This window comes from Halolactibacillus halophilus (assembly GCF_900115605.1).
Classification (GTDB): Bacteria; Bacillota; Bacilli; order Bacillales; family Amphibacillaceae; genus Halolactibacillus; species Halolactibacillus halophilus.
This window is the reverse complement of record NZ_FOXC01000034.1, coordinates 1-24,404: the sequence shown is the minus strand read 5'-3', so window position 1 is coordinate 24,404 and position 24,404 is coordinate 1. Positions and strand designations below refer to the sequence as shown.

26 protein-coding genes and 10 tRNA genes are annotated in these 24,404 nt (G+C 40.1%); 34 read left to right on the top strand and 2 right to left on the bottom strand.

Going from position 1 to position 24,404, the window contains the following annotated elements; all coding sequences use genetic code 11:
- The first annotated feature begins 176 nt into the window (after nt 1–176).
- From BM098_RS10755 to BM098_RS10720, 8 genes are all read left to right on the top strand, one after another.
- Nucleotides 177–1,007 carry a DUF368 domain-containing protein gene (locus BM098_RS10755; RefSeq protein ID WP_089833202.1) on the top strand — a complete coding sequence of 277 codons (831 nt, stop codon included), beginning with the start codon at nt 177–179 and terminating at the stop codon, nt 1,005–1,007.
- Between the two features lie 162 nt (nt 1,008–1,169).
- A complete protein-coding gene (locus tag BM098_RS10750; protein ID WP_089833200.1) occupies nt 1,170–2,381 on the top strand; it encodes a dicarboxylate/amino acid:cation symporter in 1,212 nt (403 codons plus the stop codon).
- An 85-nt stretch (nt 2,382–2,466) separates the two neighbouring features.
- Entirely contained in the window at nt 2,467–2,961 is a 495-nt protein-coding gene (locus BM098_RS10745) for a GNAT family N-acetyltransferase (RefSeq protein ID WP_089833197.1), read from the top strand.
- Nucleotides 2,962–3,025: 64 nt separating this feature from the next.
- Nucleotides 3,026–3,709 (top strand): ABC transporter ATP-binding protein, encoded by a 684-nt coding sequence (locus BM098_RS10740; RefSeq protein ID WP_089833195.1) that lies wholly within the window; start codon nt 3,026–3,028, stop codon nt 3,707–3,709.
- Complete coding sequence (locus tag BM098_RS10735) at nt 3,709–5,133, top strand: hypothetical protein (RefSeq protein ID WP_089833193.1); 1,425 nt, start codon at nt 3,709–3,711, stop codon at nt 5,131–5,133. Before BM098_RS10740 ends, BM098_RS10735 begins: the two co-directional genes overlap by 1 nt.
- Nucleotides 5,130–5,609 carry a MarR family winged helix-turn-helix transcriptional regulator gene (locus BM098_RS10730; RefSeq protein WP_089833191.1) on the top strand — a complete coding sequence of 160 codons (480 nt, stop codon included), beginning with the start codon at nt 5,130–5,132 and terminating at the stop codon, nt 5,607–5,609. Before BM098_RS10735 ends, BM098_RS10730 begins: the two co-directional genes overlap by 4 nt.
- 165 nt (nt 5,610–5,774) lie before the next feature.
- On the top strand, nt 5,775–6,014 hold the full coding sequence (locus BM098_RS10725; protein WP_089833189.1) for a glutaredoxin family protein: 240 nt from the start codon (nt 5,775–5,777) through the stop codon (nt 6,012–6,014).
- A 66-nt stretch (nt 6,015–6,080) separates the two neighbouring features.
- Nucleotides 6,081–6,803 (top strand): alpha/beta hydrolase, encoded by a 723-nt coding sequence (locus BM098_RS10720; RefSeq protein ID WP_089833187.1) that lies wholly within the window; start codon nt 6,081–6,083, stop codon nt 6,801–6,803.
- 84 nt (nt 6,804–6,887) lie between these two features.
- Here the strand turns inward: BM098_RS10720 and BM098_RS10715 are convergent, their stop codons facing one another.
- Nucleotides 6,888–7,760: a DegV family protein gene (locus tag BM098_RS10715; RefSeq protein ID WP_089833185.1), complete on the bottom strand. Its 873-nt coding sequence runs from the start codon at nt 7,758–7,760 to the stop codon at nt 6,888–6,890.
- A 475-nt stretch (nt 7,761–8,235) separates the two neighbouring features.
- Here BM098_RS10715 and BM098_RS10710 point away from each other — a divergent pair, with 475 nt between their 5' ends.
- Nucleotides 8,236–9,708: a degradosome RNA helicase CshA gene (locus BM098_RS10710; protein WP_373863180.1), complete on the top strand. Its 1,473-nt coding sequence runs from the start codon at nt 8,236–8,238 to the stop codon at nt 9,706–9,708.
- Nucleotides 9,709–10,029: 321 nt separating this feature from the next.
- On the opposite strand, the gene BM098_RS10705 is transcribed toward BM098_RS10710, so the two are convergent.
- Nucleotides 10,030–10,815, bottom strand: coding sequence for a rhomboid family intramembrane serine protease (locus BM098_RS10705; protein WP_089833181.1), 786 nt, complete (start codon nt 10,813–10,815; stop codon nt 10,030–10,032).
- 135 nt (nt 10,816–10,950) lie between these two features.
- Here BM098_RS10705 and acpS point away from each other — a divergent pair, with 135 nt between their 5' ends.
- The 25 genes from acpS to BM098_RS10580 all read left to right on the top strand — a co-directional run bounded on the left by acpS (nt 10,951) and on the right by BM098_RS10580 (nt 24,304).
- On the top strand, nt 10,951–11,322 hold the full coding sequence (gene acpS, locus BM098_RS10700; protein ID WP_089833179.1) for a holo-ACP synthase: 372 nt from the start codon (nt 10,951–10,953) through the stop codon (nt 11,320–11,322).
- A 16-nt stretch (nt 11,323–11,338) separates the two neighbouring features.
- On the top strand, nt 11,339–12,817 hold the full coding sequence (locus BM098_RS10695; RefSeq protein ID WP_089833177.1) for an NAD(P)H-hydrate dehydratase: 1,479 nt from the start codon (nt 11,339–11,341) through the stop codon (nt 12,815–12,817).
- 187 nt (nt 12,818–13,004) lie between these two features.
- Nucleotides 13,005–14,123 (top strand): alanine racemase, encoded by a 1,119-nt coding sequence (alr, locus tag BM098_RS10690; protein WP_089833175.1) that lies wholly within the window; start codon nt 13,005–13,007, stop codon nt 14,121–14,123.
- 172 nt (nt 14,124–14,295) lie between these two features.
- Nucleotides 14,296–14,547, top strand: coding sequence for an antitoxin (locus BM098_RS10685; RefSeq protein WP_186819700.1), 252 nt, complete (start codon nt 14,296–14,298; stop codon nt 14,545–14,547).
- A gap of 11 nt (nt 14,548–14,558) precedes the next feature.
- Nucleotides 14,559–14,909: a type II toxin-antitoxin system PemK/MazF family toxin gene (locus BM098_RS10680; RefSeq protein ID WP_089833206.1), complete on the top strand. Its 351-nt coding sequence runs from the start codon at nt 14,559–14,561 to the stop codon at nt 14,907–14,909.
- Nucleotides 14,910–15,234: 325 nt separating this feature from the next.
- Nucleotides 15,235–16,107 carry an RsbT co-antagonist protein RsbRA gene (locus BM098_RS10675; RefSeq protein WP_089833173.1) on the top strand — a complete coding sequence of 291 codons (873 nt, stop codon included), beginning with the start codon at nt 15,235–15,237 and terminating at the stop codon, nt 16,105–16,107.
- A gap of 4 nt (nt 16,108–16,111) precedes the next feature.
- Entirely contained in the window at nt 16,112–16,468 is a 357-nt protein-coding gene (locus tag BM098_RS10670) for an STAS domain-containing protein (protein WP_089833171.1), read from the top strand.
- Nucleotides 16,469–16,470: 2 nt separating this feature from the next.
- The gene (locus tag BM098_RS10665) at nt 16,471–16,872 is read left to right on the top strand and encodes an anti-sigma regulatory factor (RefSeq protein ID WP_089833169.1); all 402 of its coding nucleotides are present in this window, start codon (nt 16,471–16,473) and stop codon (nt 16,870–16,872) included.
- Between the two features lie 19 nt (nt 16,873–16,891).
- Nucleotides 16,892–17,902 carry a PP2C family protein-serine/threonine phosphatase gene (locus BM098_RS10660; RefSeq protein WP_089833167.1) on the top strand — a complete coding sequence of 337 codons (1,011 nt, stop codon included), beginning with the start codon at nt 16,892–16,894 and terminating at the stop codon, nt 17,900–17,902.
- A gap of 75 nt (nt 17,903–17,977) precedes the next feature.
- On the top strand, nt 17,978–18,307 hold the full coding sequence (locus BM098_RS10655; protein WP_222593093.1) for an STAS domain-containing protein: 330 nt from the start codon (nt 17,978–17,980) through the stop codon (nt 18,305–18,307).
- A gap of 1 nt (nt 18,308) precedes the next feature.
- A complete protein-coding gene (gene rsbW, locus BM098_RS10650; RefSeq protein ID WP_089833163.1) occupies nt 18,309–18,785 on the top strand; it encodes an anti-sigma B factor RsbW in 477 nt (158 codons plus the stop codon).
- On the top strand, nt 18,757–19,548 hold the full coding sequence (gene sigB, locus BM098_RS10645; RefSeq protein ID WP_089833160.1) for an RNA polymerase sigma factor SigB: 792 nt from the start codon (nt 18,757–18,759) through the stop codon (nt 19,546–19,548). The genes rsbW and sigB overlap by 29 nt, the downstream gene beginning before the upstream one ends.
- On the top strand, nt 19,548–20,156 hold the full coding sequence (locus BM098_RS10640) for a PP2C family serine/threonine-protein phosphatase (RefSeq protein ID WP_089833158.1): 609 nt from the start codon (nt 19,548–19,550) through the stop codon (nt 20,154–20,156). Before sigB ends, BM098_RS10640 begins: the two co-directional genes overlap by 1 nt.
- Before the next feature lie 97 nt (nt 20,157–20,253).
- Complete coding sequence (locus BM098_RS10635; RefSeq protein WP_089833155.1) at nt 20,254–22,431, top strand: Tex family protein; 2,178 nt, start codon at nt 20,254–20,256, stop codon at nt 22,429–22,431.
- A 120-nt stretch (nt 22,432–22,551) separates the two neighbouring features.
- Nucleotides 22,552–23,022, top strand: coding sequence for a SprT family protein (locus BM098_RS10630; protein ID WP_089833204.1), 471 nt, complete (start codon nt 22,552–22,554; stop codon nt 23,020–23,022).
- A 259-nt stretch (nt 23,023–23,281) separates the two neighbouring features.
- Nucleotides 23,282–23,356, top strand: a tRNA-Asn gene (locus tag BM098_RS10625).
- Nucleotides 23,357–23,360: 4 nt separating this feature from the next.
- Nucleotides 23,361–23,451, top strand: a tRNA-Ser gene (locus tag BM098_RS10620).
- 19 nt (nt 23,452–23,470) lie between these two features.
- Nucleotides 23,471–23,545, top strand: a tRNA-Glu gene (locus BM098_RS10615).
- 14 nt (nt 23,546–23,559) lie between these two features.
- Nucleotides 23,560–23,636: transfer RNA gene (locus BM098_RS10610), tRNA-Asp, on the top strand.
- A 7-nt stretch (nt 23,637–23,643) separates the two neighbouring features.
- Nucleotides 23,644–23,718, top strand: a tRNA-Gln gene (locus BM098_RS10605).
- 97 nt (nt 23,719–23,815) lie between these two features.
- A tRNA-Lys gene (locus tag BM098_RS10600) sits at nt 23,816–23,888 on the top strand.
- A 28-nt stretch (nt 23,889–23,916) separates the two neighbouring features.
- Nucleotides 23,917–24,003, top strand: a tRNA-Leu gene (locus BM098_RS10595).
- A gap of 57 nt (nt 24,004–24,060) precedes the next feature.
- A tRNA-Arg gene (locus BM098_RS10590) sits at nt 24,061–24,137 on the top strand.
- A gap of 12 nt (nt 24,138–24,149) precedes the next feature.
- Nucleotides 24,150–24,223 (top strand) — tRNA-Gly (locus BM098_RS10585).
- A gap of 4 nt (nt 24,224–24,227) precedes the next feature.
- Nucleotides 24,228–24,304, top strand: a tRNA-Ile gene (locus BM098_RS10580).
- Nucleotides 24,305–24,404: the final 100 nt, after the last annotated feature.

Genomic DNA, 24,404 nt, shown 5'->3' with positions numbered 1-24,404 from the left:
CAAGCCTTCATGGCATCACTTATAAAAATCCAGAATTGAAAAGCTCGGCTAACCTCTAGCCCAAAAAGGGCGAGGCCTAGCCGAGCTTTTCTTATTCTAGTATCACTTGAATGAGATATTTGTTATAATAAGGAACAGTTTTAAAAAACTATTTATCTGTAAAGGGAAGTGTCTGTATGGAGTGGAGAAATATATACCGTGGCATGATGATGGGCGCAAGTGATGTGGTTCCTGGTGTCAGCGGAGGTACGATTGCCTTGATTTTAGGGATTTACGATCAGTTGATCTTATCGATTAACGGACTATTTAGTAAGGATTGGAAGAAACATTTAGGCTTTCTTATTCCGTTAGGAATGGGTGTATTAATTTCCATCCTCGTCTTAGCCCAAGCGATTACGTGGCTATTTGAACATTATCCGACACCAACCCAATTTGCTTTTCTCGGGTTAATTTTAGGTGTCTTACCGTATCTGTTTAAAAAAGCCGACAGTAAGCATCAATTTAAAACGTATCACTATGTGTTACTCTTAATCGGTGTTGGGATTGCCGCAATGATGGGCTTTTTAAATGGCGATGAAAGGTTTATTATTGAAACGATTACCCCAAGTGTTTACGGGTATTTAATGCTAGCGGGCTTTATCGCGAGTACAGCGATGATTTTACCAGGCATCAGTGGCTCACTTATTTTAGTCGTTATTGGTGCATACGGGACGATCCTTAACGCAGTTAAGGAAATGCAAATAGATATTTTAATTGTCACTGCGATTGGGATTGGTTTTGGTATTATTACGATGAGTAAAGTGATTAAGTTCTTCTTAACAAACTATACGTATGCGACCTATGCGGTCGTCATTGGACTTGTGATTGGTTCGATTTACGTTATTTTCCCGGGACTTCCGGAAGGAATGATGGACTGGTTACTTAGTATCCTCGCCTTTGGTTTTGGTCTAAGTGTTGCTTATATGTTAGGACAAATGGAGTACCAAGAAGTCATCGAAACAGAGTAATCTCTTAGGTGTAGTCAATCGACTGCGCCTTTTTGTCTACAGAGCCGAGGTTTGCTCGTAAGTGTTTCTAAATAGGAAATACCTTAAAGACGTAAGGATTGGTAAAACAGACAGTTTCACATATAATGAACTCACAAAATATAAAAATAGGAGTGACGGTACATGAGCATATGGAGAAAATATAAAAACACCTCTTTAATCGTAAAAATGACAGTCGGGTTCGTATTAGGTTTGCTAGTAGGTGTCATCGTAGGCCCTTCTGCTGAGGTTTTAAAACCGCTTGGTACAATATTGATTAATCTCTTAAGTATGATTGCGACACCAGTCGTCTTTTTAACTGTTGTGCTTGCTGTAAACAAAATGAATCCGAAAGAATTAGGACGAACCGGTGGCAAGTTGATTTTATATTATGGTACAACGACGGCCGCTGCGGTTCTGATCGGACTTGGCTTAGCGCTTTGGATCAATCCGGGTGAGGCGTTGTCCTTACCTAATGTAACGGTTGATCAGCCAAGTAATCCAAACTTTGCTGATGTACTTTTAAATATCGTACCGAGTAATATCTTTGCTGCATTTAGTGAAGGGAATTTAATGGCCATTCTTTTCCTTGCGGTCATTGTTGGCTTTACGATGTCGCATATGATGTTTTCACATGATGATAAGATGAAAAAATACGGTAATTACTTACAAGAGTTTTTTGAAGTGGCAAATACACTCTTTTTCAATATCTTAAACGGGATTCTTCTGTATGCACCAATTGGGGTTTTCGCGATTGCGGCGTCTACTTTTGGTACACAAGGGTGGGGCACATTTACATCATTACTTAAATTTACCGGCGTCTTCTATCTAGGACTCGTGATCTTGTGGCTTGTTGTTTACACGGGAATCCTGCGGATCTTTCATATTCCGATTCGTTCCTTTTATGCTAATACAAGAGAGGCTTTTACAACTGCCTTTTTCACCTCGAGTAGTATCGCTTCGCTACCAGTTGCGATGGATAGTGCTAAGAAGGCTGGGATTTCGGAAAGAATTGTTCATTTCACCTTACCATTAGGTGCCATCTTTAATTCAGACGGTGGGGCACTTAGAATGGGGGCCTCAATTGTTTTCGCTGCCAATGTGACAGGGGTTAACTTTTCTTTTGTCGATCTGATTACAATTGTCATAATTGGTACATTGCTTTCGATTGGTACAGCTGGTATTCCAGCAGCGGGACTCGTGACGTTAGCTGCTGTTCTCACCTTGTTTGACTTACCACTGGAAGTTGTGTCACTGATTGCTGGTGTAGATGCTTTAATTGGTATGGGTGGTACAGCCTCAAATGTAGTAGGAGATATCATTGGTGCCGCTGTTGTTGATAAATCAGAGGGATAAGCTAACAATGTCGTAAATGTTGCTTAGATGCTGCGTATATATCTGAGACAAACAAAATAAAGGCTTTTAAGAATGAGGTGAACGTGTGATTCGTCTAGCAATAGAAACAGATCTTGCTGCTATTATGGGTATTGTTAAAGAAGTCATTGAAGAAATGGGTGAACGCGGCAGTGTGCAGTGGTCTAGTAATTATCCAAGCTGCGAAGATTTCCTGCGCGATATCAAAAAATCTGAACTATATGTCTGTGAACAAGCAGAGGGTATCACAGGTATGTGTACGTTTAGTCATACCGGACACGAAGAATATGGCGAGATTCCTTTTACGACAACAAACGCCTTAACCATCAAACGTTTAGCCGTGAGCCCGAGCCATAGAAATAAGGGCATCAGTCATCAATTTATGGCAGCCATCTTGCAATTAGCAGAAGAAACAAATAAAGCGGCGATTAATGGAGATACGTTCAAAAATAATCCTCATGCACAAAAGTTTTTCTTAAAACATGAATTTCAGTGGATTGCGGAACGTCCTGATGACGACAGAGATGTGCCACTTTACTATTTTGAACGCTTGCTAAAGTGAGAGCGTTTAAGGTTTCGGTAAAGATCAATAATTAAACCAATTGATAAGGAAGGTGACAAAGGATATGTCTGTGTTAACAGCAACAGACCTTGTGGTAAAACAAGGCGAGACGTTGGCGTTAGATGGTTTAACTTTGGCAGTCAATCAAGGGGAAGTCGTCGCTTTGATTGGGCATAACGGTGCGGGAAAATCAACATTTTTTAAGACTGTAATGGGCTTAATTGAACCAAGAGGGGGTATATTAGCGCTTGCTGGTGAAACGCCACCAAGCGTTCTTTATAAACAACAAGTCGTTTACATACCCGAACAACCATTTTTATTGCCGGAATTAACAGTCTTTCAACATTTTCAGCTCTATTTGGAAAGTTACAATCAATATAAAGATGAGAAAGTGAATGAGATTTATGATTTAGCTAACCGCTTTGAAATAGCGGGTGAGCTTGATCAATTTCCGCTTGAACTTTCAAAAGGGATGAAACAAAAAGCTCAATTAATTGCCGGACTTATTATCGATGCACCGCTGTTACTGATTGATGAACCATTTGTTGGTTTGGATGTATATGCGCAACAAGAATTAACGACCGTTCTTAAGGAGAAGAAACAAGCGGGACAAGCGATCATTTTAACAACCCATCAGTTCGATCAATTATCGGGTATTATGGACCGCTATATTATGTTACATCAAGGTAAGCTCATTAAAGAAGGCAATCAACAAGATTTAGGTGAACTAAAAAGGCGGTTTGATTAATGCGTAAACAAACGATCAAACAATTCAGTTGGATTCACTGGCAAAGAACGAAAAAACGTCATCGAACTAACCGAGAGATAATCGCTATGGTGATTGACCCTGTTACTGCTTTTTACCTGATCCCGTTTCTTGTGATTGGCGGACTTGTGTTAAGTGATGTGTTAAATGAATATCGAGCACTGTTGCAACAAGTGAGTGAAGTGGTTTTCAGCCGTGACATGATTTTTCTTGGTATTATGGTAGGGCAAATCGGTTTATTTAAAAAAGCCCCGATTTTAAACTATAGCTCAAGTGAACGATTAATGGAGTATGTCAGTCACAAACGACGTGATTTATTTTTGTTACTGTGGTTTAAGCAGCTCCTTAATTATTTCATTATAGATAGCGGTATCGCTATCTTTTTACTCACAGTTTTCCCGATTTATATAGAGCCAATCATGAGTTTCATTATCCTTGTCTTTATCACACAAGTAGGATTGATTATCCCACGTGTGTATTTGGCATCAATGACGGGATGGCGCGGATTTTTAGAGCGTCTCGTTATTCAAAGTGGCGTACTCGCAATTATTGTCTCTTTAGTTGTTTCCACTGGGGAGCAGCGTTTTACTATCTTAACGTTCCTACTTTTGATGCTTGCGGCAGGATTAGTCGTCGGTGTTATTTATATTGAGCAGGTGAAGGATCTTGATTACATTATCACAGTCAGTGATTACAAAAGTTACCGCACGCTGTTGAGTAAACTGTTTTTCTCAAAAACAGCAGTAAAAGACGTCCCAATCGAGCGACAAGAATGGTATGAGAAAAAGCGGTACCGACAAAAACTGTCTGATAAGACGATGTGGAAGTTATATGCACGACTCATTTGGCAACATGTCTCAGAACAAAAAGGGACCATTCTTCAGATGGTGATGCAGTTACTTGTCATTGTGGTGCTGCTGTCGCTTCAAAGCCCAATGTTTTTACGCATCGGTTTCGTTATTTTTGTGTTGTTATTCATTCGTATGAACAACGTTATTTTTCAATCGATTTTTGACCGTCCTCTGCTTAAAAGTTTACCAGTGAGGCAGGGACTGTGGTCACGCTATTATGGTGTTTACTCTATCTTTTCTCTCATGTTGATGGTACTCGGTCTAATTGGTTATTCCCATTTCCTGTATGGATTGGCATTTACACCGTTTGAATCCTTTACTTTTCTACTTATCGCGGTTATATTAAATCGTGAGTGGTTAAACCGTGTTATAAATAAACTGACAACACATCGACCAAAAGAAACGATTATTTATAGTTTAAGTTTGGTTTATATGGTTGGGTATGGATTGGCGTTTATGGTCTATGAACCGTTTGTCTACGGTTTAGCGTCGGTGATTACCGGTTTAATAACAGTAGAGCTGATATCTAAGAGATTTGGGAGCGAAAAAACATGATAGAAGATAAACATGAATATGAAAAGAAAAAACAAGACCCATCACTGAAATTATTTGTTGTCTTATCAAAAGCTTATCGAGCGGTAAGTGACCAAGTTGCTGATGATATTAGAAGTAAGGGGCTTAATACAACTGATTTCGGTGTATTAGAATTGTTGTATCATTCGGGGGATCAGCCGCTACAAAAAATTGGCGATAAAATCTTGCTAGCGAGTGGGAGCATTACTTATGTTGTTGATAAGCTAGAAAAAAAGGGGCTCGTTAAACGAACCCAATCAGAAAAAGATCGGCGGGTCACTTATGCCGCGATTACAACTGATGGTGTGGCGCTACTTAATGAGATTTTCCCCGATCACTGGAAGCAAATTGAGCGTATTACCAATGGTCTAACAGAAGACGAAAAAATCGAAGCAATTATGTTACTTAAAAAGCTAGGTACATTTGCTGATCGACTTCAAAAAGAGAACGAATCTTAATTAAACAGATTCGTTCTCTTTTTTATGTTTAAAACCAGGTCAATATGGCTATATAACAAGTAGCTTAATAAATATATTAATGATACGGAAAATACACACACTAGGGAAAAGTTTGTTGAGAGCGAGACATCATGAACTTGCACCAAGGTACGGAGGCGAATCGAAATGGAAAACGAAGTGCATGTTTACGTCAGTGATGAATGTGATGAATGCGATCGGATGGTGGATTTACTTAATAAAGAAGCAGTAGATTACGAGTTGAAAAATATCTCGAGTGATAAGGAACATTTGCGCGAGTTACAAAAACAACATGTTTACGCGACGCCTGCCCTCATCGTAAAAGGTAAGAAAGTGCTCGGCTTTCAAGAACAACGGATTAAACAGTTATTAAATCGACTTATATGATTGATACCGTCCATCGCTTGGGCGGTCTTTTTGTAGATGAAAAGTAAATAGAAAGAAGGGAAAGACATGATAGGTGTTCTTTTGATACACGGGTTCACTGGTGGACCGTATGAGCTTGCACCTTTAACCGAACGGTTAAAAGCAAAGACGGATTGGTTAGTGAAAGTGCCAACCTTACCAGGTCATGGGCTAGATTTAAATTTATTTCCTCATACGCACCAGGAGTGGATTGAGACGGTAGAAGCAGCTTATGAGGACTTAAAACAACAGGTTGATACGATTTATCTCGTTGGTTTTTCTATGGGCGGCATGCTTGCGGGCTATCTAGCCGGGAAGTACGGGGCAGATAAATTAGTGATGCTGTCACCTTCACGTAAATATCTTAATTTAATTAAACTAACAAAAGAAGTCACACAACTGGTGAAAGATCGGATTATTGGTAAATTGGAAGAGAATTTCACCTATAAACACTATCACCATAAGCAAGGTAAAATTCCAATCAAATCCTACCTAGAATTTGTGAAATGCGTCAAAGTAACTGAACCCTATTTAAAAGATATTACAACCCCAACCCTCGTGTTACAAGGGATGGAAGATGGGCTTGTACCGTATCAAACGACGCATGCACTTGATAAAGATATTCCAATCGATATCGATGTTATTTACTATTTAGATTCTAAACATATGATTTGTTTGGGGGATGACCAAGAAGTGGTTGTTGGGAGTGTCGTCGAGTATTTAATGAAGCCTGTGCATAAAAAGGAAGTAAAAGAGACACCGCTCACATAAAGGCGTAAGCTGTTTGTTAAACGTGATGATTCGCTAGATAAATAATCCCTCTGATGCCTTAGCATCAGAGGGATTATATTCGTATTATTTTTTCTCTTCGTGCGATAAGTCACTAAAGAATGACATCACGAGGGCACCTTTACCAGCGTGGGCTGCAATAACTGGTCCAGTTTCAGCTTGATGGATGTGTTTAAATGGGTAACGCGCTCTAACTTTGTCTAACGCATTATCACATTTTTCCTTCGCGTAGCCATGTGTCATCACAAAGACTTTTTCGGCAGGGTCTTTAATATACTCACCAATGAGTTCGTGGAAGCGGCGATGCGCTTTTTTGGCACCACGCACTTTTTCTAAGACATCAATTTTACCTTCTTCACTCGCATGGAGAATGAGTTTAACATTTAATGTTTTAGCAATCGCACCTTTCGCACGACTTAAGCGTCCCCCGCTTATGAGGTTGTCAATCGTCTCAAGTAAGAAGACTGTGCGTAAGTATGGAACGCGACTTTCAAGGTGGTGGGCAATGTCTTTTGCTGACGCGTTTTGTTCCATCATTTGTACGGCATCTTCCAACATTAAGATCATCCCACTGGAGGCTGATTTCGTATCAATTAAATACATCTCTCGACCCGGCTCTTCTTCAAGTAATTGTGTTTTAGCCATAATGGCGTGGTTATAAGAAGCACTGACACCGCTCGACAGACTGATATGAATGATTGGGTGTGACGGGTCAATGGCTTTAAAGGTATCATAGTAATCTTGTGGTGAAGGCGCTGCCGAATGTGGAAAGACTTTGCCTGTTGATACGCGTTCTAAAAAGTCTTTAGTTGTAAAGTCTTCTGATTTATATTGTTCCTCACCAAAACGGACGAATAAAGGGACAACTTTAATATCTCGTGCCGCTTGTAGATGCTTTGGTACATCAGCACCACTGTCAGTTGTTAATTGGATTGTCATCTCTTCACCTAGCTCTCATGTATTGTTAAACCGTAAAAAAATATTCTGACTATAATATTATTAGAGAATGCAATGAAATGCAAGGATTTGCGCTAGTAGTGAGTTGTAAGCTGTTACATTTATATTATTTGAAATGAAAGAAACGTGAAAACGTGATGAATCAAAGGTTAGCTTGAGTTTTCATGCTAGAATTTGTGGCGTATGTGTGATAAGATATTAATATCCATTGAATGCTCGTAACCAAGCCGCTTCTGTTTTTAGGGTCGGCTTTTTTTTCACGTTAATATAACGCTGGTCTTCACCCATACTTATTAGCTCACCTCTGTTGTTTTAGTAGTAAGAATGATGAATAAGGGTAAGCTAGTACATGAAGATAAATTTTTAACATCAGCTGCGCCGTTTTCATTTGAACGTGTAAATAGTGTTAACGTGTCGTAACGATTCCGATGAGATATAAACAAAAAGGAGAATGACTTTGGCAACATTTCAATCATTAGGTATTTCAGACGTAATTATGAAAGCTCTCGACAAGATGGGCTTTGAGGAAGCAACACCCATCCAGGAACAGACAATCCCGCTCGGACTTGCAGGGAAAGATGTTATTGGACAAGCACAGACAGGAACAGGTAAAACAGCCGCTTTTGGTATTCCAATGCTTGACAAGATTGATAAGAATCAACGTAAAATTCAAGGACTTATCGTAGCACCAACGCGTGAACTTGCGATTCAAGTATCAGAAGAAATTCACCGTTTAGGTAAATTTAAAGGTATTCGTACGTTACCGATCTTTGGTGGTCAACCAATGGACCGACAAATCCGCGGATTAAAAGATGGTCCACATGTTGTTGTTGCAACACCAGGACGTTTACTTGACCATATCCGTCGTAAAACAATTGATACGCGTTTTGTGCACACAGCCGTATTAGATGAGGCAGACGAGATGTTAAACATGGGCTTTATCGAAGATATTCGTGATATCTTAAAACAAATCCCTGAAGACCGTCAAACTCTCCTCTTCTCAGCGACGATGCCAAAAGAGATTCGTCAGATTGCGCAAACATTAATGCGTGACCCTCAAGAAGTAAAAGTAAAAGCAAAAGAAATGACAGTAGAAAATATTGAACAACATTTCCTTGAAGCGCATGAAAAGCAAAAATTCGATGCGTTAACGAACTTGCTTGATATTCAAACACCTTCTCTTGCAATTATTTTTGGTCGTACAAAGAAACGTGTCGATGAAGTCACAGAAGGCTTACAAGCACGAGGCTTTAAAGCTGAAGGTATCCACGGTGACTTAACACAAGGTAAGCGTATGAGTGTGTTAAATAAATTTAAAAATAGCCGTGTAGAAATTCTTGTCGCAACTGACGTTGCTGCGCGTGGACTAGATATCTCGAATGTCACGCACGTGTATAACTTTGATATTCCGCAAGACCCTGAAAGCTATGTTCACCGAATTGGTCGTACTGGCCGTGCTGGTAAAACAGGGGTGGCCGTGTCATTTATCACACCAAGAGAAATGCCACATCTTCACTTAATTGAGAAGACAACGAAATCAAAAATGCATCGCATGCAATTACCAAGCCACGATGAAGCAAAGCGTGGACAACAACAACTCGCTGTCAATAAGCTTGCACGTGCTGTTGAAAAGCAAGGGTTAGATGGCTACCGTGAAACAGCAAGTGAATTACTTGATGAGTACGATTCAGTGACACTTGTGGCGGCAGCGCTTAAGATTATGTCGAAATCACGACGTCAAACACCGGTTACATTATCATCTGTAACACCACTTAGCGTGAAGCGCGGTGGCGGTAAAGGCAAAGGTAACTATCGTGGTAAAGGTGGCGGTGACAAAGGTCATAACTTTAACCGCAACAATAAAGGTAAAGGCCGTAACCGTAAGTTTAATAACAAGCGCGGTTCAAATAACTCAAATAAGCGCGATTGATAATAACTAAACGCAAGGATCTGATCTAAATCAGACCCCCTTGCGTTTTTTTCTTTCATAAAAGGTGTGAAAATGAATGGAAGAAGTGATTTTTCACGAACAGGTGAAGGAGCTGTCGTTAGGAAAGTAAAAACGATAGACAAGAAAGACTAAGTTAAATATTTTGAGTATTCATTTGACCTGATATAACAAGCCTGCTGTAGCAAGTAGAAACTTGCTACAGCAGGCTTGTTTGTTTGAATATTCATCAGCAGGGTGACACTATTTTCCTCTTTTTATATCTCGGCAAATGGGTGGAAAGATAGTCTATCCTCTGGGTAGTTATCTTAAAAACGGTATAATAACCGGTCCGATAAAACCAATCACTGCTAAGATTAACAACACCCACCAAAGAATAGCTGAGACGTTGCCGTTTAGTTTAAAGCGGCGGCGTTTTTTCCAGCGGTTTGGATCGAAGTTAACACCGCTTTGATGCATGCGTCTCGGTCGTGGTCTTGGTCGGCGATAAGGGTTCACGTTATTGACAAGCAGCGGTCCAAAGCTAAAACCACCAACTAAACCAAAGACATGTCCTGGAACACTTACGTTTGGTTGAATGAATGTCATCACTAGACCAATCATCACGTAAGTTAGAACCAATTGTCTGCTGGCAGGATCAATCAGGCCAGGAGTGAAAAAGATCATGTAGACAATTAGACCAAGTATCCCGTATATAGCGCCACTCGCGCCGAGTGAAAGCGTCGTTGAATCCATCGCAATTAAGTAGTCGAACACATTCGCAAAAATACCCGCACCTAAATACAGAATGACAAATTTCACTTTACCTAGCATCTGTTCAAGCGCTGGACCGAAAAGTACAAGGGCAAAGGAATTAAAGAGAATATGTGTAATGCCTTGCCAGTCATGAAGGAAAATCGGTGTGACTAAGCGCCAATATTCACCTTGACTAACGAGGGCATTCATTCCGATACCTTCATTTAAGATTGTAAAACCAAGTGATGTTTCAAAATACATCAATAACCAGATAACGACTTGAATAACGATAATCCCGGATACGACCGGGTAATATCTAAAAAAATCTTTGAATGATTCCGTTCTAAAAAACATAATAGACCTCTTTTCTTCTTTAAAATCAGTTGTTAACCTATAAAGAAGTATACCGAATGAAACGCATAACTTGCAAATCTGATATACTATATGTGTGAAAAACATTCATTCTGATAAAAGAAATAGGTGACAAACATGATTAAAGGCATTGGAATCGATATAGTAGATATTGCTCGAATAGAAGCAATAATGAAGCGCAATCCTCGGTTTATTGAAAAAATACTTTCTGTTAAGGAACAAGAAAAATATCAAGCATTAATGACAGACAGCCGACGAACAGAATTTGTGGCTGGTCGATTTGCGGCAAAAGAGGCACTTGGAAAGGCGTTAGGAACAGGGTTGGGCACGCTGAATTTTTGTGATATTGTGATTTTAAATGAAGTCTCAGGTAAACCAACCTTACACTTCCCGGGAGATGATCTGTACCAGAGGCATATTTCCATCTCCCACAGTCAAACATCGGCGGTCGCAAATATAGTCTTAGAATCGAAACATAACTTACAGTAAAGGCAGGAGGAAGCAAATGAAGTGTTTGACGAGTAAAGAAATGCAACAAGTAGATGTGTTGGCGTTTAATGCTTATCATATGCCAGGAGAAGTCTTAATGGAAAATGCGGGTCGGGCTATTATTGAAGCCGTGATCAGTGACTTAACAAAAAAGGACAAAATTGTAGTCGTCGTTGGTCCAGGGAATAATGGTGGTGATGGTTTTGTTGTAGCGCGTGAACTGAAAAATAGAGGGTATGACGTGACCGTGATTCAGACAGTGACCAATGATAAAATCGAAGGAGAAGCATACGTGCATTTAAATATCATGCAGCGCTTTGGCGTTGAGATTATTTATGATTTTCCTGAGGCCATCCCGTATTTACATGAAGCAACGGTTGTGATTGATGCGTTATTTGGGACCGGATACAAAGGGCCAATGCGTGAACCGATGCAGGGTTATGTCACACTGATGAATCAAGTCGAGGCCGTTATTTACAGTATTGATGTACCAAGTGGTGTCAGTGAAGCGATTGATTCGATGAGTAGCGTCGTAAAGGCGTCAAAAACAATTACCATTGAAGCACCGAAAATCACGGCCTACACTGAGGCGACGGCTGGTTATTATGGTGAGTTAGTGACGATTTCTATTGGCTTACCGACAGGTGAATTAGACAAAATTAGTCGAAGCGTTTGGCAGTCTTCTGATGTGAGACGAACCCTCATCAAGCGGGAACGCTTTGGTCATAAAGGTACTTATGGTCACGTATTGCTCATAGGTGGTTGTGCAGATATGCCTGGAGCAATTCAACTAAGTGCGCGTGGGGCCTTAAAGTCTGGTGCAGGGCTTGTGAGTGTGATGATTGACCGAGCGACGCGCCCTTTCTTACAGCTACCACATGAGGTGATGACACGCACAAGCGAGCAATTATCACCACAGTTATTAATGAATTACCAAGCGATTGCTGTTGGTATGGGCTTTGGTCTTACGGAGGAAAAACAAGTACTATTTCAACAAATATTAACAACAAACGCCCCTGTTCTGATTGATGCGGATGGCTTAACGTTATTAGCGCGTGATATTAGCATTTTAAATAAACGACAAGGTCCGACTGTACTCACGCCTCATCCAAAAGAATTTGCTAGACTTACGGGGCGTACAGTCGAGGAAATAAAAACGGATCCCTTTACAGTGACGAAAGTTTTTGCAAAAGAATATGGCGTCTACCTTGTGTTAAAAGGGGCCTATACAATCATCACCTCACCAACGGGTGACCAAGTGATTAATACAACTGGCAACTCAGCTCTTAGTAAAGGTGGGAGTGGGGATATTTTAAGTGGCATTGCCTCGGTGCGCATGATGCAAGATGAGAGTATTTTTCCCGGTTTATGTAATGCAGTTTATTTGCACGGTTATGCCAGTGATGTTGCAGTTAAAGAAGAGTTTACAGCGTTTGATATCACACCAACTGATGTAGTAGAAAAGCTAAGTGAAGCTTATCGAGCCTTTATCTAGGCGTAATCAGTCGAAGCGGCTAGTTTTATACAGGCTAATGAAAAACAAAGCTTAAACATTTTTTTTAATAGCTGAATATTAGAAACGAAAATCACGACGGTTGTCGAATGGATTGAATATAAGTACTAAGCCAGCAACGTAAAAAAAGGTTAGCATCACAGAATTAGTAAAGAAAGGAAGTTAGACGATGCAGTACCGAAATGCACAAGTCATGATTGATTTAGATGCCATAAAACAAAATATAGCGATGTTGAAAACACAGTTACCAAAAGAGACAACGATTTTTGCGGTAGTAAAAGCGGATGGTTATGGTCATGGCAGTGTTGAAGTAGCGAAAGCGGCGCTTCAGGCTGGAGCATCAATGCTATGCGTCGCAATTTTAGAAGAAGCTGTCACGTTAAGAGAAGCGGGAATCAAAGCGCCTATTCTTGTGATGGGCTATACCGATCCAGCATTTAGTGGTGAGGCAGAAAGCTTAGACATTCAACTCACCGCTTTTCAACTAGATTGGTTAGAAGAAGCAAAACGGCACATTAGCAATCAGCTAAACCTGCACATTAAGTTAGATACCGGTATGGGACGTCTCGGTTTAAGGACGGTTGAAGATGTGGCTATGTTTTTAGAGACAGTGGATGATCCACTCTTTAATGTTGTTGGTATTTTTACTCACTTTGCTAAAGCTGACGCAGCTGATGACTCGTATTATCTTTATCAAGAGGCGCATTACAAAGAACTAATTCAGCCAATTAAACAAAGGTATAAGCAATCGATTCTTTATCATACGGGAAATAGTGCTGCCAGTATGCGATTTCCTGCGGATATGTATGATGCCGTAAGAGTTGGTATCAGTATGTACGGGCTGTACCCATCGATCTACGTAAGAGATCATTCACCGTTTGAATTGATACCGGCGCTCTCTCTTACAACACAGCTCGTCCATGTGAAACAATTGCCGCAGGGTGAAAAGATTAGTTATGGACTCACTTATGAAACAGAAACGGATGAATGGATTGGTACGCTCCCTATTGGTTACGGTGATGGGATTCAGCGACGATTCCAACATTTTGAAGTTCTGGTTGAAGGGAAGCGTATGCCGATTGTTGGGCGTGTTTGTATGGATCAGTGCATGGTGAAATTAGACAAGGCTTACCCGATCGGGACCATGGTCACATTTATCGGTAAGGATCAAACAGAAAAAATTACTTTAGAAGAGGTGGCAGAACACTTGGGGACGATTAATTATGAAGTTTGCTGTTTGCTCACCTCGCGATTACCAAGGATATATGTTAATGAAAGCACGTCCTGATGTTAAAAAAGTGATAAAACCTCTTGAAATCAAGGTTTTATCTACACGTTTTTACGAATAAATTTTAAAAATATGTCAATTAAACCTTTAATTTTAGGCACTTAAATGATATGATGAAAGAGATCATAATTGAACAGAAATCGTGTTGGAGGTGTTGGTTTTGTCAATGGACATGCAGGAAGTTGTTGTCAAATTACCTGACTATTTATTGGATGAAGTCAAGGGAGTAATGGCAGAAGATCAGTGCGACTTTGAAGATTTAATTTTTAAAGCAACAAAGTGCTACCTCGAAGAACGAAGAGAAAGACAAATCCGTGAGGATATGAGACAAGGCTATTTAGAAATGGCCAAAATTAATTTAACCATCGCTTCAGAAGCCTTTTTAGTTGAACAGGAGGCAGAGCGCCTAGTGAGTGGGGTGTAAGGCGATTGACTTTGATAGTAAAACGCGGTGATGTGTATTTTGCGGACCTTTCACCGGTTGTTGGCTCAGAACAAGGTGGGACTAGACCGGTGTTAATTATACAAAATAATATTGGCAATCGATTTAGCCCGACAGTGATTGTCGCAGCTATTACCGCCCAAATTCAGAAAGCTAAACTACCGACTCATGTGGAAATTAATGCGGAAAAATACGGTTTCGAAAGAAACTCTGTGATTCTTCTAGAACAAATTCGCACCATTGACAAACAACGCTTAACAGATAAAATCACCCATCTCGATCAGCCGATGATGGATAAAATTGATCGGGCGTTAGAGATTAGTGTGGGTCTAGCAAATATTTAAAGAAAGGAAGTACTTGTCTTTTAACTTTAGAAGTGGGCAAGTACTTTTTTTAATTGATAAAAAAGACTGTTTATTTACTAAATGTAACTTAAGAGAGGTTGGCTAGCTGAGGTGGAAAAGAAGTAAATAATAAAAAAGCGAACGAAAACAGTATGAAAACCACTCAGATAACTTTTATAATAACTGAAAGTTTAGTAAAATAGTATGGAGAGGTTTAATTTGGTTGCTTTGGTTTTTTAGCTTATTAATGGTAAAGTAGAGATACTTTAAAAATGTCTTATCATTTTCATACATACATATATTATAGGAAAAGGTGGTAATAGCTGTGCCCAAACGCGTAGATAGAATCGTGTTAGATAATAGCGATGTCATAATAAAAAATTGGTTGAAAATAGTGTCAGAAAATCGCCAGAATGATTACACCTCATCAATTTCTGATGAGTTATTTCAAAGTACGAATCGAGAATTTGTGAATGTTATTTTTGATAGTTTAGCTAGTGGCGGAGGATTAACAAAGGAATTAGAATCATTTTCAGAACGATTAGTAAATCTAGGTTGGCCCCTTAGTTATTTAACCGATGGCTTACAAACGTTCCGCCGAGTCACAATTGATTTTGTGTTGAGTCAACATGATCAAATTGATACAGATTTCTTTTCGGTAATTTTAGATCGAGTTGATACTTGGGTTGATCCAATAATTAATAAATTAGTCAATGAATACTCAGGTAGCTGGGAACATACCGTATCACTTCAACGCGTTGCGCTTCAAGAATTATCTGCGCCACTGATTCCTGTTATGAGAAATATTACCATTATGCCGCTTATTGGGACGATTGATACCGAACGAGCTAAACAAATTATGGAGAATTTACTTACTGGTGTAATTAAACATAATGCGGAAGTTGTCCTTATTGATATCACTGGTGTTCCGGTTGTAGATACAATGGTAGCCCATCATATCATTCAAGCAGCTGAAGCTGTTAGACTCATTGGCGCGAAATGTATTCTTGTCGGTATTCGACCGGAGATTGCACAAACAATTGTCAATTTGGGAATAGATTTAGGGAAATTCCCAACCAAATCATCTTTACGTAAAGGATTTGAAACGGCGCTTGAATTGACAGGGCGCACCATTCAGCGTGAAAAGAAACAAGAAACGATTGTCGAAGACATAATGAATCAATTAACGGAGGGGTGAACATATGCGAATTCCAATTTTGAAACTGCACAATTACTTACTTATTTCAATTCAAATTGATTTAGATGACCAATCAGCGATTCAATTTCAAGAAGACTTACTAAATAAAATTTACAAAAGTGGCGCAACAGGTGTCGTTATTGATTTAACGAGTGTTGATATCATCGATTCGTTCATTGCCAAAGTACTTGGTGATGTGGTAACTATGTCTGATTTGATGGGAGCGAAAGTTGTTTTAACCGGTATTCAACCAGCGGTCGCTATGACGTTAATTGAACTTGGTATCCATATGCAAGATGTTCAAACGGCCTTAGACTTAGAGCAAGGGTTGATAAAACTTCGCCAGGAACTGGAGGGGTAATGATGGAATTAAAGCCCTGTGTAAATATACGACAAGAGTGGGACATCGTTGGTGCGAGACAATTAGGGCGTGAGAAAGCAAAAGAACTCGGCTTTGGTACTGTTGACCAAGCGCGTATTGCGACAGCTATTTCTGAGTTGGCCCGTAACATTTATTTATATGCCGGTATTGGTAAAGTCTATTTCGAAATGGTGGATCACTTAGGTAAAAAAGGTTTAAAAATCGTGGCGGTGGATGAAGGGCCGGGAATCCGTGACTTAAGTCAAGTTATGCAAGATGGCTATTCAACCTCAGGGGGGTTAGGCGCGGGATTACCTGGTGTCAAGCGCCTTATGGATACATTTGAAATCAACTCCGAATGGGGTGAAGGAACAGAAATTTCGGCAGTTAAGTGGGTCAGATAAGTTAAGAGAAGGTGATTAAGTGAAAAAAGAGCGGTTAGATTTAGATGATTATCGAAAATTTTTGAAACAATACTTATTAACGCATGATGAAACAGCCCTTTATCAAGCGGAACAACTCAGTAAGTTATCTGTTCAACATAATGTCTCACCTGAAGAAATTATTCATGTACACATTAAGGCGCTTAAAGAACTGTATCCAGACTTGCAACAAGAGGTGAGTGATTCACTTAATTTCCTCTTAGAAGCGATGATTTCATATGGTCTAGCCTTACAAGAGTACCAGTCATTACGTGAAAAACAATCAGCACTTGAATCTGAAATATCAGTTGCCGCGAATATGCAGAAAACGCTCCTTCAGACAAAAAAACCGACCATTACAGGGTTAGATATCGGTGCTGTCAGTGTCCCTGCCAATCAAATGAACGGGGATTACTACCACTTTATTGAAGGGTCTGATGGTACATTAGGCATTGCCTTAGCAGATGTGATTGGTAAAGGTGTACCAGCAGCGCTTGCAATGTCAATGATTAAGTATTCCATGGACAGTTTTCCTGAACAATTAAGACAACCAGCTCAAATACTAGAAAGTCTTAATCGCGTGGTCGAACAGAACGTCGACACGAGTATGTTTATTACGATGTTTTATGGTTCATATAATACGAAGAATCATACCTTTAGTTTTAGTTCGGCCGGACATGAGCCGGGTTTCTTCTATTTTCAAGAGACTGCATCCTTTAGCGAAATTAAAGCGAGGGGACTCGTGCTTGGGGCAACTTCTGATGCACGTTATAACGAAGAGGCAATGACGATTCATGATGGAGATGCGATTATTCTTTTGACAGATGGTGTAACAGAATGCCATTTAGGAGACCGCTTCATTGAGCGGGATGAAGTATTAGAAGTCATTAAAGACTATTTGCATTTACCGGCTCAAGAAGCAGTGGAGAAAGTGTATAAACATTTTGAACGATTGCAAGATTTCCATTTGCGAGATGATTTTACTTTGATCATTTTGAAAAAAGAAACGTGATGAGTGTTTAAAAACAGGTGTATTCGGGAAATACATAAAGCAATTGACTTGGTGGAAGGAAGGTACAGAATGAATATTAATTTATCAATTGATGTCGCAACAACAGACAATCAAACAACCTTAACTATAAAAGGAGAAATTGATGCGTATACGGCGCCTTTATTAAAAGAGAAGCTTTTACCAGCAACAGCAAAGGAAGCGGAAAAAATCGTAGTTGATTTAAAAGATGTCACATATATGGACTCAACGGGGTTAGGCGTGTTTATTAGTGCATTAAAATCGACAAAAGAGCATGGTTCAACCTTAACACTTGTGAATCTTCAGGAACGGGTACACCGCTTATTTAAAATAACAAGCTTGGATTCAATTATTTCAATTGACACAACAACACGGGGTGGAGAATAGAATGGAACATTTTGATTTTATTGAGATGAAGTTACCAGCCAAACCAGAATATGTTGGTGTGATTCGTCTAAGTGTATCTGGAATAGCTAATCGGATGGGTTTTACCTATGAGGATATAGAAGACTTAAAGGTAGCCATTTCAGAGGCGATGACGAATGCAACAACGCATGCGTATGATGAGAATGAAGGCGGAGAAGTGACAGTAGGATTTGGGTTGTATCGAGACCGCTTAGAAGTCATGGTCGCAGACCATGGTGGCAGCTTTAATTTGAGTGAAGTAAAACAAGAAACGGGACCGTATCAACAATCAGAACCGATTGAAAATTTACGTGAAGGTGGATTTGGACTCTTCCTTATTGATGCATTAATGGATAAAGTAGAAATTAAAAGTGATTACGGCGTGATTGTATTAATGACGAAAAATCTTCCTACAAATGAGGTGGGCATTGATGACGACCAAATCTCAACCAGTCAATAAGCGTGGAGATGAGGTTTACCAGTGGATTGCACACCTACAAAAGAATCCAAAAGATGAAGAAATTCAAGAAAAAATCGTCTTAACCTATCAAGATCTTATTCGTTCAATTGCGCGGAAATATGCGAAAAATAATTCGATTCATGAAGATCTTGTACAAGTAGGGATGCTTGGGTTACTTGCGGCTATTCGTCGTTATGATCCGACATTAGGTAAAACCTTTGAGTCTTTCGCGATCCCTACGATTATTGGGGAAATCAAACGTTTTATTCGTGATAAAACATGGAGTGTCCATGTTCCGCGTCGCATTAAAGAACTTGGACCAAAAATCAAAAAAGCAACAGAAGAATTGACGACACTTAATCAGCGATCTCCGTCTGTTAAAGACATTGCCGATTACCTTGAGGTAACAGAAGAAGAAGTGCTAGAGACCATGGAAATGGGGCAAAGTTATAAGGCGCTGTCTGTTGATAAAAAGATTGAAGCCGATTCCGATGGCTCAACGGTATCAATCCTTGATCTCATTGGGAAACAAGATGAAGCGTTCGATCAAACGGATTTACGTATGCTGCTTGAAAAAGTCTTGCCAATTCTAACTGAGCGTGAACAGAAAATTTTACAATACACCTACTTTGAAAATAAAAGTCAAAAAGAGACGGGTGACTTACTTGATATTTCACAAATGCATGTCTCACGAATCCAACGGCGTGCGCTGTTAAAATTACGCGAAGCACTACAAGCAGATGGAATTGGGGTCAATGACTAATGCCAGTGTTTGACCACGTCCATATTTCGGTCTATCAAAAAGCAAAAGTAGGAAATTATTATTGCGGTGACAGTTATTACTATACCGAAACAGCGGATGGTTTTGTGTGTGTCGTCGCGGATGGCTTAGGGTCTGGTGAAGTCGCAAAAGAGTCATCGCAAGCTGTGATTGATACAATCAAGGAACATCCCTATGCTTCCGGTGACGTACTGGTGAAGCTATTAAATCAAGCACTTATCGGAAAGCGCGGCGTTGTGTTAGGGATACTGGAGCTCGATTACCTCAGAGAAGTGTATTCGTATACGTCGATTGGAAATATTGGTCTTATGACGATTGACCAAGCGACGCTAAAGAAGCGGAATATTCCTATTCCGGGTTATCTCGGTGTGTATCCGCGTAAGATGAAACAAGTAAGCAATACGCTTGAATCAGGGATGTTATTCGCGGTGTTCTCGGATGGGGTTCACGCAAAAGAATTGTCACACGTGTTGTTTCAATCAGACGACGTGCATGATATTACCGATCAATTTCATGACACGATGATTGAAAAGCGTGATGATGATACGACCTTACTTGTTTTAAGGTATTTACCGAATCAAGGACAGTAAGTCAGCCATCGATTTAGGAGTGAAGGGAGACCTTTACTCCTTTTGTGTTTTACAAAAAGTTTGGTAGAATAAAGAGTGAGAACTGGAGGAATGTCAAATGACAGCACAATTAGCTAGCCATTTATTAGATATGGTGGCACAAGATGTGAAAATTAAACAAGCAACGGTAAAAGAAGTTATTGGTTTATTAACAGAAGGGAATACCGTTCCGTTTATCGCACGGTATCGTAAAGAACAAACCGGCGGCTTAGATGAAGTAGAAATTAAAGCGATTGAAGACCGATATCAATACATAACTCAATTAGAAGAACGAAAAGAAGAAGTCTTGCGTCTTATTGATGAACAAGATAAGTTAACGCCGGAATTAACAGAAGAAATTAAACAAGCAACACAACTCCAGCGACTTGAAGATTTGTATCGGCCGTATAAACAAAAACGCCGAACAAAAGCAACAATCGCAAAAGAAAAAGGTTTAGAACCACTTGCTGAGGCGATCTTTAACCAAACAGTGACCGATTTAAATCAAGCAGCACAAGCTTATATCAATGAGGAACATGCGTTATTAACGGTAGAGGATTGTTTAGCTGGAGCCAATGATATTATCGCTGAGTGGATCAGTGATGAAGCAAGCTACCGTGAACATATTCGTCAACTGACTTTACGTGAAGGGAAAATAGAATCCGTCGTAAAGGATGACTCGATTGATGAGAAAAAAGTCTATGAGATGTATTATGACTTTGAAGAGAAAATCAAGACACTTGTTAGTCACCGCGTACTCGCTTTTAATCGCGCAGAAAAAGAAGGCGTTATTAGAGTGAGTGTCTCAGCGCCTGTTGACCGGATTGAGACAGATCTAAAACGTCAAATCATTAAAAGAAACACAGCGTCTGATTTAGTATCATTTTTGGAAGACGCGATTAGTGACAGCTACAAGCGTTTAATCGCACCGTCAATTGAACGAGAAATCCGCTCAACTTTAACGGAAGAGGCAGAAGAACAAGCGATTGATATTTTCGGAAAAAATTTAAATAATCTCTTACTTCAACCGCCTTTAAAAGGGCGAACAATTCTCGGGGTCGACCCAGCCTTTCGAACAGGATGTAAACTAGCGGTCATTGATGAAACGGGTAAGATGTTAAAAGTAGGTGTCATCTATCCAACCGCTCCACGTAAAGATGTAGTAGGGGCAACGAAAACAGTACTTGACTATATTAAACAATTTGATGTTGATTTAATTGCTATTGGTAACGGAACAGCGTCACGAGAAACGGAACAATTTATCGCGGGTGTTATTACCGAGAGTAAACGTGACATGCCGTACCTTATTGTGAATGAAGCTGGTGCAAGTGTCTATTCAGCTTCAAAACTTGCAAGAGAAGAGTTTCCTGACCTTCAAGTAGAGGAGCGCAGTGCCGTTTCTATCGCAAGACGTGTGAGTGACCCATTAGCAGAACTTGTGAAGATTGATCCGAAATCAATTGGTGTCGGTCAATATCAACATGATGTTAGTCAAAAGCGATTGAATGAAGCTTTATCATTTGTCGTTGAAACAGCCGTAAATAAAGTAGGAGTCAATGTGAATACAGCTTCTGAATCGTTACTACAGTATGTCTCAGGACTAAGCAAGACGGTCGCTAAAAATATTGTAAATTACCGGAATGAGATCGGTAAATTTCAATCACGTACGGAGTTAAAGAAGATTCCTCGCCTTGGTCAGAAAACATATGAACAAAGTATTGGCTTTTTACGTATATTAGATGGGAAAGAACCATTAGACCGGACACCGATTCACCCAGAGAGTTACAAAGAAACGAAAGCAATACTCAAACAAATGGGTTATACGACAAAAGATTTAGGAGATCAGCGATTGATTGATGCGCTTGATCAGTCCGATGTTCAAGAGACAGCTGAAGCATTAGAAATAGGTAAGTTAACGCTTGAAGATATTATTAAAGCGCTCAAAAGTCCAGAACGCGACCCGCGTGATGCGTTCCCGCAACCGTTACTTAAAAAGAACATTCTATCAATGGAAGATTTAACACCAGGCCTAGAACTAGAAGGAACAGTCAGAAACGTGATTGACTTCGGTGTGTTTGTTGATATCGGTGTAAAACAAGACGGACTGGTGCATATCTCTAAAATGGCCAACCGCTTTGTTAAACACCCAATGGATATTTGTTCTGTTGGTGATGTTGTCACTGTATGGGTTGACAGTGTGGATACCCAAAAAGGCCGCATTGCCCTAACGATGATTCAACCAGATAAACAAGTATAATGATGCGCGTAAGCGTGGACGAAAAGTGCCGCGTGTACAGCATATGAATGAGGTTATATAAATAGAAACAAGTCAACCGGTGTTCTGGTGCCGGTTGACTTTAAAAGACAGGTGAAAAAAGTGACCAATGAAGAATTACAAAGCCTTGTAGAAAGTATATCACTTGAGTATTTTAATAAATCTTTTCGCCATACAGCTGTATTTAACTCTCGACTTAGAACGACAGGCGGACGATACTTACTCCAAACGCATAACATCGAGATTAATCCGAAATATTTGATTGAATGCGGAAGAGTAGAATTAATTGGAATTATTAAACACGAGCTCTGTCATTATCATTTGCATTTAGAAAATAAAGGGTATCAGCATCGTGATCGGGATTTTAAACAATTAATGAAAGAAACAAGTGCGCCAAGACATTGTCAGATGCTGCCCTCTTTAAAGGGGAAAAGAAGACGGGCATCGAATAAGCGATATTTGTATACGTGTCTTACTTGCGGGCAACGCTATGAAAGACGCCGACGAATGAATCCAGCACGTTATCGTTGTGGTCGTTGCGAAGGGCCGTTAAATGAAAGAACACTTGGCTAAAGATAGATTTAAAGAAAAGGATGAGGATATGCGTGTTGCATGAGAAACAATCAACTGCCTGAGTGAAAGTTTTGTTTTTTTATTAAAAACCTATTGACGAATCGGTCGTAAATATGGTAATTTTATTTAGGTCGTCAACGCGACGATGTTGATGTGAAGTGTACAATGTTTAAAAAACATTTTTCAATAAATTTGTTGACAACTTACTTCATATATAGTATATTATTATACGTCGCTGATGCGGCAAACAACATATTATTCCACAGTAGCTCAGTGGTAGAGCAATCGGCTGTTAACCGATCGGTCGTAAGTTCGAATCTTACCTGTGGAGCCATTTCGGAGAAGTACTCAAGTGGCTGAAGAGGCGCCCCTGCTAAGGGTGTAGGTCGTGTAAGCGGCGCGAGGGTTCAAATCCCTCCTTCTCCGCCATTGATTTTTTAATACAGATGGCCCGTTGGTCAAGCGGTTAAGACACCGCCCTTTCACGGCGGTAACACGGGTTCGAATCCCGTACGGGTCACCATCTAATTTCATATTGGTCCGGTAGTTCAGTTGGTTAGAATGCCTGCCTGTCACGCAGGAGGTCGCGGGTTCGAGTCCCGTCCGGACCGCCATTTTCATTGGGCTATAGCCAAGCGGTAAGGCAACGGTTTTTGGTTCCGTCATGCGTTGGTTCGAATCCAGCTAGCCCAGCCATTTTATTTTTTTAAGTAATAAAGATAGAATGCCGATTCCTTTAAAACGAATTGTTTTGAAGGTTTTCTATTTCTTACCGACATTCCTTAAAAACAATGAGCCATTAGCTCAGTTGGTAGAGCATCTGACTTTTAATCAGAGGGTCGAAGGTTCGAATCCTTCATGGCTCACTTTTTTATTCTTGACCTTGCTTTTTAAGCGGTCGTGGCGGAATGGCAGACGCGCTAGGTTGAGGGCCTAGTGGGTGAATAACCCGTGGAGGTTCAAGTCCTCTCGACCGCACCAAAAAAGTTATTGACTTTCGGTGCTGAATATAATATAATAGTTAACGTCGCAAATTTAGCGCCCGTAGCTCAATTGGATAGAGCGTTTGACTACGGATCAAGAGGTTAGGGGTTCGACTCCTCTCGGGCGCGCCATAATAGATTGATGCGGGTGTAGTTTAGTGGTAAAACCTCAGCCTTCCAAGCTGATGATGAGGGTTCGATTCCCTTCACCCGCTCCATTATGGGCCTATAGCTCAGCTGGTTAGAGCGCACGCCTGATAAGCGTGAGGTCGGTGGTTCGAGTCCACTTAGGCCCACCATTTATTTGACCATTGAAAACTGAATAACACACACAGTAAAGTTAAGAAATAAAGTAAGACAAGCTAGTGCTTGAAACCAGAGTAAAGAATTACTCATCAA